Origin of the sequence: Sphingobacterium litopenaei, assembly GCF_014692495.1 — a bacterium.
In the GTDB taxonomy this organism is placed as follows: domain Bacteria; phylum Bacteroidota; class Bacteroidia; order Sphingobacteriales; family Sphingobacteriaceae; genus Sphingobacterium; species Sphingobacterium litopenaei.
Genome location: NZ_JACOIJ010000010.1, coordinates 73649 through 87063 on the forward strand (window position 1 = coordinate 73649; position 13415 = coordinate 87063).

The window sequence follows — 13415 nt, forward strand, 5'->3', positions numbered from 1 at the left end:
CATGCAACTAGACGAACAGACTATAGCCGTAATCCGCGATGCACAATCCAAATCTATTCAAGCGAAGCAATTGGTACCCCACCAATTGGATTTAATTTACAAAAACAATTGGTTTAATATTTGGGTTCCGAAAGAATACAAAGGGTTGGGTTTGAGTTTAATAGATGGGTTTAAGTTAATTAAGAATTTAGCGTGTTGGGACGGAGGCTTTGCGTGGACAGTAACACTTTGTTCAGGAGCGAATATGTTTGCTGGTTTTATCAATCCCTCATTGGCAAAGGAAGTTTTTATTAATCCAAAAGTATGTTTTGGTGGGAGTGGAAGAGCGAATGGTAAAGCTATTTTTGACGGCGAAAAATATCACCTTACGGGGGTGTGGCAATATGCTACAGGAGCACCGCATTTGACACATTTCACCCTGAATGCTTTTATTTACGATGGCGAAATCCAGTGCGTAAATGAACAAGGCGAATCGGTGATTTATTCTTTTTTCGTTCCGAAAGAGCATGTGTTGATTCATTACGATTGGGATACGTTTGGTTTGGAATGTACGGCTTCACATAGCTTTTCGCTGGATAATGTAGCGGTAGATAAAGCGTATGCTTTTGAGCTGAAACCTTCGGAACGTAAAGTAGAGAGTACGCTTTACAAAATTCCTTTTATGACCTTTGCAGAATTGACTTTGCTTCCTAATTATTTGGGAATGTACAAGCGCTTTTTGGATTTGGTCGAAAAGTACTTTTTTGATAAGTCCAACAATCTAGATTGGGCAGAGAAGTACAGCAAAACACGTTTTCGTCAGGTCGATAGCTATCAGCAATTAGCTGAAAAGTATGAGCAAAAAGCAGAGGCTTTAATCCAAGAGCTTTGGAACCAAGTTTCGGAAGATGCAGAAAATATCTCTGCAGAATTGTTAACGGAAATAGCAAAGGAATCAAGAAGAATGGTTCGTGAAATCAGAGAAGCGGTAATTACACTATTTCCTTTGGTAGGAATTTCGGGAGCGCAAAAAGACAATGAGCTAAACATCGTTTTTCGTAACATCTTTACGGCTACGCAACACAGTTTATTGAATTTGGAAGGGTAAAACTTATTTATTTAAGCTCTGAATTTTTTCTTCAATAAATGGGTTATGATTTTTCAATTCGCTTTTAAAATCATTTAATCCATAAAACAAGCTGCTGACTTTTACTTTTGTATTTTCTGATGTACGAAAAGTGTATTCATTCATACCTGCATTAAATGTTACGTCATTAATATTTTTCCATTTTATTATTTTACAGTTTTTGAAAGCACTATGTACAATAATTTCATTTGAATCATATACAACTTTATGATTGTAGAAATAAAGTAAGCTATAAATTCCAAAAACTAAAAACATAAATAATACACTGTACACTAAAGTACTTGTCATATATGTTTCTTTATAATTGGTTGTAGTTTCAAAACCAGAGTAAATAAATGCAGTTAATAAACCCAAAAATATAACCAAGCATATATAACCGCATATAGCATAAATGATGTGTGGTTTTAATTGTCTTTTATCATTAGATAACATAATGACTTCATTGCCTTTCTTTTTAGCATAGGTACGTATCCAAAGTGAAACAGCGATAATGCCTAAAACGGTAATTATAGTTTGTAAATTCATGTAGGTTAATTAAATTGGTTAGCAATTTAATTATTTAAAAATTAAAAACAATAATTTTGTCTTATTTTTCTATCAATGCTTTCGCAATAATATCATATGCTTCTAAACGTTTCTTGGCATCAAAGATATAATTTGTTGCCATGATCTCATCCGCTTGATATTGTTCAGCAAAAGCCAAAACATCTTCACGAATTTCTTTCTCTGTACCAATAAACGTACAATTTACCATACTTTGCACGGCTTGTTCTATTTCGGGAATGCCATCATAGATTGGTTTTTCCGTGGGAGGAGAAAGTGGTTTACGTAAATTCGTCAAGATTCCTGCGAACATATTGAACAAACTCGTGGACTGGAATTGCGCTTCTTCTACAGTTTCTGCCGCCACAATGTTTACACAAATAATAAAATAAGGATTTTGTAGATATTGAGAAGGTTGGAATTTTTCGTGGTAAATTTCTGTAGCTTGTTTTAACATAGCAGGAGCGAAGTGTGCAGCAAAAGCATATGGTAAGCCCAATTCAGCAGCTAAATAAGCACTATCAGTACTAGAACCTAAAAGGTAAATCGGAATATCTAAGCCTTCTCCTGGAAATGCACGCACTTTGGCTTGTACATTGTTTTCATCCAAATATTGCTGTAATTCTAAGATGTCATCTTTGAAATAGAATGACGTATTCAAATTATTGCGACGCAAAGCCATCGCAGTGAGTTGATCTGTTCCAGGCGCACGACCTAATCCCAAATCAATTCTTCCCGGATAAATACTTTCGAGTGTGCCAAATTGTTCAGCAATAACCAAGGGCGTGTGGTTTGGCAACATAATACCGCCGGAACCTACACGGATTGTATTGGTTTTGCCTGCAATATGGCCGATTAAAACCGAAGTGGCAGAACTCGCAATATGCGGCATATTGTGGTGCTCTGCAAACCAAATACGTTCAAAACCTAATTTTTCGATATGTTGAGCACCATCAACAGCACGTTGAATGGCTTCTGATGGGTTACTGTTTTTACAAATTGTGGCTAATTCTAGAGCCGAAATTTTTAGTTTATTCATAGTAATTTAAATATACAATGAATAGGATAGAAGATTGTAAGCTGTATGTCTTTATTCAACTTTTGAGCAATGAATGACAATATGGTTTTCCGCGTAATCCGTCACAAAATATAGGAAATCTGCTCCTCCGTCTTTGATTTTGAATTTCTTACGAATCTCATCTACTTTTATTGGGAAATTTTTGGTGGCTACATTCGCCTTTGCAAACGTGTTTAGTTTCTTAAATTCGCCTAAAGAGTACACGTTTTGGATTTTAAAAATACGTCCAGGAAAATCCTTAACCAAATTTTCGGAAGTATAGAGGTGTGTATGTGTATGCAGTTTAAACAAGCCAAATGCTTTGGCTACACTTTTAAAAGCTCCAGCTTTGGTAATAGCCACATCTGGATCGTACAGATAGTTTAAGGGTTCGGATGTTTTGACTAAAGTTGATTTTTCTTCTTCTGGTGTGAAAGAAATATTCTGCAACTGGTCAGAAAACAAACGAATAGCTGTTATTGTAGTTTCTCCATTAAAATCTCGATCCTGCAAGAACAACAATTCTTTGCAATCACTATCTACACTGATAACATATAACAATTTTACGTGCTTCAACTTCTGTAAAGCCGAATTGATATCCATCAACGGAGAAAGTTTGCACAGAATATAACGCGATTTACGGAAAAACATGTCCTGTAGCTCGACGATATTAGGTTCACAGTCTTCTAATAAGAATACTTTTGCGTGATTAACCCGGCGGGAAGGATCAATGTAAATATAATCCAAGGAGTCATCTTCTTGCTCTTCGACAAATTTGACGCCGTCCGTATGAAGCGGAACTAGGTTGCGTACACCAAGCTGCTCCGCATTGTGCTTTACGATTTGGGAAAGTTTTTCGTTTAGTTCACAATGGACAACTATATGCGCTTCTTGCGCAATATAACAACTATCTACACTAAAGCCTCCAGTTACATCGACCACTTTGCTTCCTTTGCGAATCAATGATTGCTTCACCAAAGCGGTATGCTCCGAAGAACATTGTTCCAAATTGATTTTATCGGGATAATAAATGTTTGCTGAATATGCCCAAGTCGGCAACTTCTTGCAGGCACGTTGCCAGCCATCAATTTGGGCTGCCAATTCGGATGGAGAAACGTCTGGAAAAGGACTTTTCTTAAAAGCCACAACCGCTGGATCCAACTGCCTGTAAGCTTTTATATAATCCTGAACCTCTTTATGTAAGATGTTTCTATTCATTCAAATCTTTAACCAGAATCTGACAAGTATATTGATCCTTAAGTTCGCGAATTATTTCTTTATTTACTAATACTCGATCAATTGTTTGTTGATTGTAATAGCGAATGGTGATTAATTCTAACCCTTTTTCGACGGTTACTTTAAATCTCTTTTCTAAATCTTCTAATAAAGCATCAATATTTGTACCTGTATTATCTACACTAATTGCAAAACTAATAGCACTGTTGTGCATCATATTAATCTTTATACGATGCTCATGCAATAGATTAAATATGTGAGATAAGTTGTCTTCTACGATAAAAGAGAAATCTCGCGGTTGAATATTGATAAATACCTGATCTACCTTAAAGATAAAGGATGGAACGGGTAGAGTCTGATTTGTAGTGCGTATAACTGTACCGGGTTTCTCCGGATTGATGAAAGAACGAACATTTAATGTTATCTTCTTGTTTTGTAGTGGTTTAATTGTTTTAGGGTGAATTACCGTTGCACCATAATACGTTAATTCGATTGCATCCGTATACGATAACTCGGGAATAAGCTCTGTTTCAGCAAACCATTTTGGATCGGCATTCAATACACCAGGTACGTCCTTCCAAATGGTGATATCTTCCGCATTGAGACAGGAAGCAAAGATTGCAGCAGAATAATCTGACCCTTCGCGACCCAAGGTTGTTGTGAAATTCTCCGAAGTCGAACCAATAAAACCTTGTGTAATCGCAATATATTCATCCAAAATTTCTGGCAAGTCTCGGCGGATTTTGTCTTCTGTCAATTGCCAATTTACTTTTCCTTCACGATAGGTATTGTCCGTCTGAATATAATCACGGGCATCGATCCATTTAGCTTTCATGCCTGTATGAACCAGATATGCCGCAATAATTTTTGAAGAAAGTATTTCTCCTAATGACACTATCTGATCATATAAATAATCGTATGTATCTTGTGGTTCTTCCTCCAGTATCCATTCTACTTCCACAAAAGTATTGGCTATTTCGTCAAAAATGGGGTGGTTTGGATCTTCGAAAAGATTATGTAATATTTGATAGTGCTCTTGTTTCACCTCATTCAGGTAACCAAAATAATCACTATTTTGATGAAAATAAGCATTGATAACTTGCTCTAGTTTATTTGTGGTCTTGTTGATGGCTGAGACTACGACTATTAATTCCGAAGAATTGTATGTGGAGATGATGGAAGTTACGTTTTTGATATTGTCCGCATTCTTTACAGAAGCACCACCAAACTTAAATACCTGCATGTATAATTTCGTATAAGGTTAATTTAAAGACTGTCTCAAACTGTGAATGTACTTTTGGCCTACAGGATTCAGGATGTTTTCGATATCCGAATAGGGGATTTCTAATAAAGTTGGTCCCTCAGCGTACGGTCTTATTTCGTATTCATTGTAATAAATGACAAAACTATTTTTGGTTAGTCCAAAATTGTCGTTGACCGCAAAAATACCATTTTCAAAAAAGAAATCCTTTTCTAATGAGGCAGAATCTGATAAATTTTCATTCTTTCTAAAATGTTTCTCTGCGATTTTTGTGAATGTGGGAATATTCTCTTTTTGGATTATGTCCTTTAGTTCGATCTTTTTCTTTTTTTCCAGGTCAATAGTAGAGATTATCGTGTAATGATTGCCATGAGCACCGCCAGTATATTCGTCCACAGCTGTAGCCAAAGTCAAAAATAATGGAGTATTGGTCCACACTTCACTAGATACATTTTTGTACCAAGGGAAGTTTATGCTTTGCGTACTGCTTTCTTCCACAAATTCATTGTAACCTAAAATAAAGGATTCGGCAGCAATCTCTGGCGATTCATCTCCATCCACTAAAATATAGGGAGATAAAATTTCATTCAAAGTTCGATCGTGAAATATAGGATAAGATATTTGGTAATAAGCCGTGTCTATATTTCCTTCACTCTCCACCAGATAAGAGCTAATATTCTTATGTATATTGTAAGTGTAAGACACCGTATCGCGCGGAGTAACTTGTTCCTGCTGCGATTGGGATTTTACATTACCTTGCGAACAGGAATTAAACAATATAAAAGCGAATATGTAGGCTAATTTTACCATTAAATAATGCAATTTTTATTTTGCTTTGAAATGTTTGATGACTCTTTTTCCGAATAATGTACTACCTAGGCGAATCATATTACTGCCTTGCTCAATAGCAATTTTGTAATCCGAAGACATGCCCATAGAAAGCGTATCAAAGAATTCTTCTTTGCGGAAATAACTTACTTTGATGCCATCAAAAAGCATTTTTAATTCATAAAACTCTTCTTTAATGAATTTTTCGTTGTCGGTATTTGTCGCAATTCCCATCAAACCACGGATACGTACATTTTCTAATTCAGCATATTCCTGACTTTCTAATAATTCAATAAGTTCAACATGATCTAAACCAAATTTACTGTCTTCATCAGCAATATAAATTTGTAAGAGACAATCTATTATACGATTGTTCTTATGTGCATATTTATTGATTTCTTTCAGAACCTTTAATGAATCTACAGATTCAATCATAGCCACGAAAGGAGCAATATATTTTACTTTATTGGTCTGTAAATGACCTACTAAATGCCATTCAATGTCTTTAGGGAGTTTTTCGTACTTATCAACCATTTCTTGAACCATATTCTCTCCAAAAATACGTTGACCAGCATCATAGGCTTCTTGTATATCTTCTATAGGTTTAGTTTTCGATATCGCCACAAGAGTTACACCCAAAGGTTTTAACTCGGTCTGAATTTCCTCAATATTTGTCGTAATGCTCATTATAAAATCCAATTAAGAAGATAAAATTATTATTTTACAAGATGTGGCTCATAGAAGAGTATCATTTCGTAAATTTGTACAAATTTAAGCAATGCAAAGGTTATTATACAGCATATTTATATCGTTTTTTTTGATTCTTTCTTGTGCCAAGTCCAAACCGAGTGGAGTAGTTTCGGAAAGTAAGATCACAGAGATACTTACAGAAGTTTCTATAGTGGATGGTTATTTGAATACTCTGCCTTCAGACAGTGCTAAGAAGGTAATGCCTGTATTGTATGATAAAATATTTGATAAGTACGATATTGATTCTGCTACTTTTGTCAAAAATTTGAATTTCTACTTTGGTAATCCGAATTTGACAGATAAAATCTATGGCGATATCAACAAAAATTTAAGTAAATACGAACGCGAATTTCATGTTGAAGATTCTATTCGTAATGCGAAGCAACAAGATAGCATGCAACGTGTATATCATATGCAACGTATATATAGTCGTATAGAAAACCTGAGATATTATAACAGCAGTGATACTGGATTTAGAAATTATTTTGACTATACACGGAGAGTCTTGAATAATACAAATTTCGATTTTTTAAATAATCAATTCAACTTAATACCGGTTCCAAATCTGACTATGTTAGATAAAGATAGTTTGGCAAATTATGCGCGCAACTTCAAATCGCCATTTGTATTTGTTGATACAGCAAAAAATAAAGCTATTGATTTGACACAATTTAAACTTAATAGCGAACGTTTTATTAATAAATTGAACATCTATAATCCCTCAGTAGGTTCTTATTATCAAGCTCCTCAACAACTTCCAACGGAAGAACCACAGGAAGTTTCATTGGATAGAGCGGCTGAGCAGCTTCAACCAGTAGAAGAACCTGTTAAGGTAAATGATGAACCTGATGCAACAAAAAAAGATTCGGTCAGAGAAGTCTTACGTAAAAGACGAGAATTGTTTAAAAATGATCGAATGGTAAAACCTGTAAAACGACAATTACCTCAATGATATATCCTCAAAATGCAATTGATAAGCTGGGCTTCACGGAAATACGAGAGTTAATCAAAGAGAAATGTTTGAGTGAGGCTGGACGATTGATGGTGGAGAAAATTCAGCCACAGATAAAAGTAGATCAAATCGATCGCTTTTTGCGTCAAACGCACGAATTCAAAGAATTATTATTACACGATGAGCCGCTTCCTGTGGATCATATCTATCCGATAAAGCCTTTAGCAGATAAAGCTAAGCTGGAAGGTGCTTTTTTGACGGAAGATGAATTGTACCGCATGCTTTTGGCATTACGCACCGTCTTTAATATCATTCGCTATTTCAATGATCGAGAAGGACAATATGCGCATCTGGAATTGTTATTTGAACATTTGCCAATTGAAAAATCTATTATTCGTTCTATTGAGCGAGTGCTGGACGATCGTGGTCGCTTGAAAAATAACGCTTCTAGATTATTGGAAGCCATTACGCAAGAAATTCAAAAATCAGAACAGGAAGCGCGTAAGCGTTTGGATGTTGTATATAGACAGGCACAAGCGAATGGATGGACAGCGGATGGTAGCTTGACTATTCGTGAAGGTCGTTTGTGTATTCCTATTCTTGCGGAAAATAAAAGAAAGCTTAAAGGCCTAATACATGATGAATCTGCTACAGGACAAACTGCTTATATAGAGCCAGAAGAGGTGTTTCACCTTAACAATCGAGTGAGAGATTTGGAATTTGACAGAAGACGAGAAGTTGTTCGTATATTAACGGAGTTGACAACAGAAATTCGTCCTAATGTTCCTCTATTATTGTCCTACCATGGCTTGATTACTAAGTTGGATTTTGTTCGTGCAAAAGCATTATTTGCAATTGATTTGCAAGCAAATATGCCATTACTGGACAAAGAAGCTAGTATAAATTTAGTACATGCGAGACATCCTATTTTATTTCTGAATTCACTTAAAGAAAAGAATGAGGTTGTTCCTTTAAATATAAAAATAGACGCTACAGATCGAATTATTTTAGTTTCTGGTCCGAATGCGGGAGGTAAGTCCGTCTGTATGAAGACAGTGGGTTTGCTTCAAATCATGGTGCAGTCTGGTCTCTTGATTCCAGCGGATGAAAGTTCTTCTATCGGGATATTTAAGCAGATTTTCGCAGATATCGGTGATGATCAATCTATAGAAAGTGATTTGAGTACATATTCTGCCCATCTTTCTAAGATGAAGCATTTTACGACATTTGCGAATGCTCGAACATTAATTTTAATCGATGAGTTTGGAACGGGGACAGATCCACAATTTGGTGGACCTATTGCGGAAGCAGTGTTGGAGCAATTGAATAAAAAGCAGGTTCGAGGAGTGATTACTACTCACTATTCCAACTTAAAACTTTTTGCAAGTCATACTAAAGGTTTGGAAAATGCTTCTATGTTGTTTGACAACCAAAAGATGCAGCCTTTGTATATTTTGCAAATCGGAAAACCTGGTAGTTCTTATGCTTTCGAAATAGCTCAAAAAATTGGTTTGACTAATGATATTCTGGAGTCTGCAAAACAAAAAATAGGCGTACAACAGAAGAAAGTGGATACTTTACTCGTGGATTTAGAACGAGATAAAAAGGAGATCGTAGATACGAAATATGCTATCAGCAAACGCGAAAAGGAATTAGTCGAGTTGAAAGCAAAGTATGAAGCTTTGAGTACGGATATAGAAACCAATAAGCGTGAGATTATTCGCAAAGCGAAGGAAGAAGCTAAACTAATTCTGAAAGATGCGAATAAGCTCATTGAACATACCATTGCTGAAATCAAAAACGTTCAAGCGGATAAAGAGAAAACTAAAGAAATTCGTTCTAAGCTTAATAAAGCACTTGATCAACATACTACTTCTTTGCAAAAAGCTAAAAATCTAATTAAAGTTCCGGGTACAACTGCTGTTACAACAGAATTAGAAGTGGGTGATTGGGTGCGTATTGAAGATTCAGGTTCGGAAGGTGAGATTTTGGAGATTACAAAAAACAATAGCTTAATTCTTGCTTTAGGTGAACTTCGTACAGTTGTTAAAAAGAACAGAGTAACAAAATTAAGAAGCAAAGAAAAATCAAAAGCTATCAAACGACAAAGTTCTGTATCAACAGAATCTTCGGCCGATTTTTATCCCGAATTAGATGTGCGTGGTATGCGTACTGAAGATGCTTTGCAAAAGATTGAATTGGTGTTAGACCGTGCGGTGATGATTGGTTATCCTACACTGAAAATCATTCATGGTAAAGGAGATGGAATTTTAAGGAAGTTTATTCGAGATTACTTGCGTAAATACAATCATGTGAGTCGTTTTGAGGATGAGCATGCAGATAGAGGTGGAGACGGTATTACATATGCTTATATTGGATAATTTTAAGAGGAGGAAGAAGTGACTAAAGAAGAATTACAGCAAGAATTATTAGGAAAAACTTATCCGGAGCAGGTACAAATAAGTGAAGACCAAATTGTGGTAGATGTTCCTTTATTCCTGAAAGTACAGTTTATTGAATTGGATAAATGGCAAAAGGATATCACAAAGTGTCCTGGTTACGTACGCTTAATGAAGTTCAAAGAAGCGCTTAAAAATTAAATAAGACCAATATTTAGTTAAGGCACGGCAGGATAGTCGTGCCTTTTATTTTACACTAGATTTTGTATCTAGGAAGTTTTGTATATTTTTATAGTCGATTTCAATCAATCAAAACCTGACGGGTATTAGTCAGTCCAATTATAAATTGCTATCTACTTTAAAATGAAAAACATATTCTCTTTACTTCTTTATGGAGTTTTTTACGTCTTTATTTGCCCAAGCTATGCCCAAGAGAAGATTTCTTTGCGCGGAAAATGGCATTTTCAAATAGACCATTCAGATTTGGGTGTACAGCAAAAGTGGTATTCTCAAAAGCTAAATGATGAAATAAACTTGCCTGGTTCCATGACTGCTCAAAATAAAGGAGAAGAGATTACCTTGACCACAAAATGGACCGGTTCCATATATGATAGTTCTTTTTACTTTAGCCCGGCTTTGGAGAAGTTTAGGCAGCCTGGAAATATTCATATTCCTTTTTGGTTGACACCATTAAAGTATTATACTGGAGCAGCGTGGTATCAAAAGGAAGTCGTAATACCTCAAAATTGGACCAATAAGCAAATTACTCTATTTCTTGAAAGGACGCATATCGAGACGCGTGTATGGGTGAATAGTCAGGAAGTAGGTTTACAAAATTCATTGGTAGCACCCCATATTTATGATATTACTTCTTATTTACAAAAAGGAAAAAATAACATCACAATACGAGTTGACAATCAAATAAAAGAAATAAATGTAGGGCCTGATTCGCATAGTATTTCGGATCATACGCAAGGAAATTGGAATGGAATCATAGGAAAAATTGCTTTAGAAGCATTGCCTAAAATTCATATCGATCAGATCTCGGTTTTTCCTGATATCACCAATAGAAAAGCCATCATTAAGCTTGCAATAAAAAATCGTACAGGTAAGAAAATCACCACTTCAATATCTTATTCCGCAGAAAGTTTTAATTCCACTAAAAAAGACAAAACGAAACTTATTAAGAAATCTCTTGATGTTTTGGAAACTGAAACGTATGAATTACAAGTTCCTTTCAGTGAAGGTATGTTGACTTGGGATGAATTTGACCCAGCATTATATAACTTAAAAATTACTTTAAATTCCTCCTTTGGTAAAGAAGAAAAAGTCGTGCAGTTTGGTATGCGTGACTTCAAAGTAGAAAATAAGCAATTTAAAATTAATGGAAGACCTGTGTTTTTGCGAGGTACATTGCACAATTGTGAATTTCCGCTGACAGGATATCCTTCAACAGACGTAGAAGATTGGGTAAAGATTTATACGAAAATCAAGTCTTTTGGATTGAATCATGTACGTTTTCATTCGTGGTGTCCTCCTGAGGCAGCTTTTATTGCAGCAGATCGTGTTGGATTATATTTGCAGCCAGAAGCACCTAGCTGGCCAAATCACGGGCCTAAAATCGGTTTGGGACAGCCTGTAGATCAATATTTGTATGATGAAAGTGAGCGAATGGTTAAGCACTATGGCAATTATGCCTCATTCGTGATGATGTCCGCTGGGAATGAACCTGCAGGAAATCAAGTTGCCTACTTAAATAAATATGTAGATTATTGGAAAGCTAAAGATTCAAGAAGGGTATATACTGGTATGTCGGTCGGTGGTAGCTGGCCAGTAGTACCAAATGCGGAATTTCAGGTGCGAGGTGGATTAAGAGGTTTGCAATGGAATAAAATGCCAGAAACCTATTCTGATTTTAGTGCGCAGCTTGCTTCTTTTCAGGTTCCTTTTATAGCGCATGAAAATGGTCAGTATTGTGTTTTTCCAAATTTTGAGGAGATTTCGCAATATACAGGTGCTTATCGTGCGAAAAACTTGGAAATGTTCAAGCAAATATTGACGGATAACCATATGTCTGATCAAGCTAAAGACTTTTTGATGGCTTCCGGTAAACTTCAAGTTTTAGCGTACAAACATGATATCGAGAGAATTCTGCGCACCCCAGATTATTGCGGTTTTCAGTTATTAGGTTTACAAGATTTTCCTGGGCAAGGAACAGCTTTAGTTGGGGTTTTGAATGCTTTTTGGCAAGAAAAAGGTTATGTTACGGCGGATGAATATATAAAATTTTCGAATGAGACTGTTCCTTTGACGAAGTTTCCAAAATTCGTATTCTCAAATTCTGAAAATTTAGAAGTAGATGTTGCCTTATTTCATTCGGGAAGATCTGCATTAGCGCATGCCATATTGGATTGGGTGATTCGCGATGAACGTGGCGAAATATTTTCTAAAGGAAGTTTTGATCCTAAAACTTATCCGATTGCCAATGGAATTCCTGTGGGAAAAATAAAACAATCTTTGCAAAATACTCAAAAACCGACTAAATATAAGCTAGAAGTAACTGTTCGAGGCACTTCGTTTATCAATGATTGGAATTTTTGGGTATATCCTTCTACCAAAGAAAAAACCTATTCTTCTGTGTATTATACCACTTCTTGGGATGAAAAGGCAAAGAAAGTATTAGCTGAAGGTGGAAAAGTATTCCTAAACGCTGCAGGAAAAGTGCTGAAGGGAAAGGAAGTAGAAATGCACTTTTTGCCAGTTTTTTGGAATACTTCATGGTTCAAGATGCGTCCACCCCATGTGACGGGTATGTTGATTCAACATAATCATAAGGCTTTTGCGGATTTTCCGACGAGCTATCACTCGGATTTACAATGGTGGGATATACAGCAAAAAGCTCAGGTTATGAATTTAGAGGATTTTCCACAAGATTTTAAACCAATTGTACAACCTATAGATACTTGGTTTTTGAGCAGAAGATTGGGATTAATTTTCGAAGCAAAAGTCGGAAATGGTAAAATTGTGGTGAGTAGTGCGGATTTACAAGCTAATATGAATGGTAAGCCATCTTCAGTGCAATTGTATCATTCTATAATGGAATATATGGAGTCTAATGCTTTTGATCCGAAAGATACTATTCGTTTAGAAATCATTGAAGATATTTTCCAAACCGCATCTCGCACGAAAGTCTCCAATTACACCCATGACAGTCCCGATGAATTAAAACCAAATTCGAATCAAAATAAAGTGAATGAGTAGGA

Annotated in this window: 11 protein-coding genes; 5 read left to right on the forward strand and 6 right to left on the reverse strand. The window is 35.8% G+C overall.

Going from position 1 to position 13415, the window contains the following annotated elements; translation table 11 throughout:
• Nucleotide 1 precedes the first annotated feature (1 nt).
• Nucleotides 2–1087, forward strand: coding sequence for an acyl-CoA dehydrogenase family protein (locus H8B04_RS07325; RefSeq protein ID WP_190301920.1), 1086 nt, complete (start codon nt 2–4; stop codon nt 1085–1087).
• A 3-nt stretch (nt 1088–1090) separates the two neighbouring features.
• Here H8B04_RS07325 and H8B04_RS07330 read toward each other — a convergent pair whose 3' ends face one another.
• The 6 genes from H8B04_RS07330 to H8B04_RS07355 all read right to left on the reverse strand — a co-directional run bounded on the left by H8B04_RS07330 (nt 1091) and on the right by H8B04_RS07355 (nt 6738).
• Nucleotides 1091–1651, reverse strand: a complete 561-nt coding sequence (locus tag H8B04_RS07330) for a hypothetical protein (RefSeq protein WP_190301921.1) — start codon at nt 1649–1651, stop codon at nt 1091–1093.
• A gap of 61 nt (nt 1652–1712) precedes the next feature.
• On the reverse strand, nt 1713–2708 hold the full coding sequence (locus tag H8B04_RS07335; RefSeq protein ID WP_190301922.1) for an LLM class flavin-dependent oxidoreductase: 996 nt from the start codon (nt 2706–2708) through the stop codon (nt 1713–1715).
• Between the two features lie 51 nt (nt 2709–2759).
• Nucleotides 2760–3944, reverse strand: a complete 1185-nt coding sequence (locus tag H8B04_RS07340) for a THUMP-like domain-containing protein (protein WP_190301923.1) — start codon at nt 3942–3944, stop codon at nt 2760–2762.
• Nucleotides 3937–5205 (reverse strand): aspartate kinase, encoded by a 1269-nt coding sequence (locus H8B04_RS07345; protein ID WP_190301924.1) that lies wholly within the window; start codon nt 5203–5205, stop codon nt 3937–3939. Before H8B04_RS07345 ends, H8B04_RS07340 begins: the two co-directional genes overlap by 8 nt.
• Nucleotides 5206–5223: 18 nt before the next feature.
• Nucleotides 5224–6033, reverse strand: coding sequence for an RsiV family protein (locus H8B04_RS07350; protein WP_165289768.1), 810 nt, complete (start codon nt 6031–6033; stop codon nt 5224–5226).
• Nucleotides 6034–6048: 15 nt separating this feature from the next.
• A complete protein-coding gene (locus H8B04_RS07355) occupies nt 6049–6738 on the reverse strand; it encodes a YggS family pyridoxal phosphate-dependent enzyme (protein WP_190301925.1) in 690 nt (229 codons plus the stop codon).
• Nucleotides 6739–6829: 91 nt separating this feature from the next.
• On the opposite strand from H8B04_RS07355, the gene H8B04_RS07360 reads away from it, so the two are divergent.
• The 4 genes from H8B04_RS07360 to H8B04_RS07375 all read left to right on the forward strand — a co-directional run bounded on the left by H8B04_RS07360 (nt 6830) and on the right by H8B04_RS07375 (nt 13413).
• Nucleotides 6830–7753: a DUF4296 domain-containing protein gene (locus tag H8B04_RS07360; protein ID WP_190301926.1), complete on the forward strand. Its 924-nt coding sequence runs from the start codon at nt 6830–6832 to the stop codon at nt 7751–7753.
• Complete coding sequence (locus H8B04_RS07365) at nt 7750–10134, forward strand: endonuclease MutS2 (RefSeq protein WP_190301927.1); 2385 nt, start codon at nt 7750–7752, stop codon at nt 10132–10134. The genes H8B04_RS07360 and H8B04_RS07365 overlap by 4 nt, the downstream gene beginning before the upstream one ends.
• 18 nt (nt 10135–10152) lie before the next feature.
• Nucleotides 10153–10353, forward strand: coding sequence for a DUF6965 family protein (locus tag H8B04_RS07370; protein WP_165289764.1), 201 nt, complete (start codon nt 10153–10155; stop codon nt 10351–10353).
• A 162-nt stretch (nt 10354–10515) separates the two neighbouring features.
• Nucleotides 10516–13413, forward strand: a complete 2898-nt coding sequence (locus H8B04_RS07375; RefSeq protein WP_190301928.1) for an exo-beta-1,4-galactosidase — start codon at nt 10516–10518, stop codon at nt 13411–13413.
• The last annotated feature ends 2 nt before the right edge of the window (nt 13414–13415 follow it).

Coding starts and splice junctions, on each gene's coding strand:
- H8B04_RS07325 (WP_190301920.1), top strand. CDS start 2: ATGCAACTAGACGAACAGACTATAGCCGTAATCCGCGATGCACAATCC.
- H8B04_RS07330 (WP_190301921.1), bottom strand. CDS start 1,651: ATGAATTTACAAACTATAATTACCGTTTTAGGCATTATCGCTGTTTCA.
- H8B04_RS07335 (WP_190301922.1), bottom strand. CDS start 2,708: ATGAATAAACTAAAAATTTCGGCTCTAGAATTAGCCACAATTTGTAAA.
- H8B04_RS07340 (WP_190301923.1), bottom strand. CDS start 3,944: ATGAATAGAAACATCTTACATAAAGAGGTTCAGGATTATATAAAAGCT.
- H8B04_RS07345 (WP_190301924.1), bottom strand. CDS start 5,205: ATGCAGGTATTTAAGTTTGGTGGTGCTTCTGTAAAGAATGCGGACAAT.
- H8B04_RS07350 (WP_165289768.1), bottom strand. CDS start 6,033: ATGGTAAAATTAGCCTACATATTCGCTTTTATATTGTTTAATTCCTGT.
- H8B04_RS07355 (WP_190301925.1), bottom strand. CDS start 6,738: ATGAGCATTACGACAAATATTGAGGAAATTCAGACCGAGTTAAAACCT.
- H8B04_RS07360 (WP_190301926.1), top strand. CDS start 6,830: ATGCAAAGGTTATTATACAGCATATTTATATCGTTTTTTTTGATTCTT.
- H8B04_RS07365 (WP_190301927.1), top strand. CDS start 7,750: ATGATATATCCTCAAAATGCAATTGATAAGCTGGGCTTCACGGAAATA.
- H8B04_RS07375 (WP_190301928.1), top strand. CDS start 10,516: ATGAAAAACATATTCTCTTTACTTCTTTATGGAGTTTTTTACGTCTTT.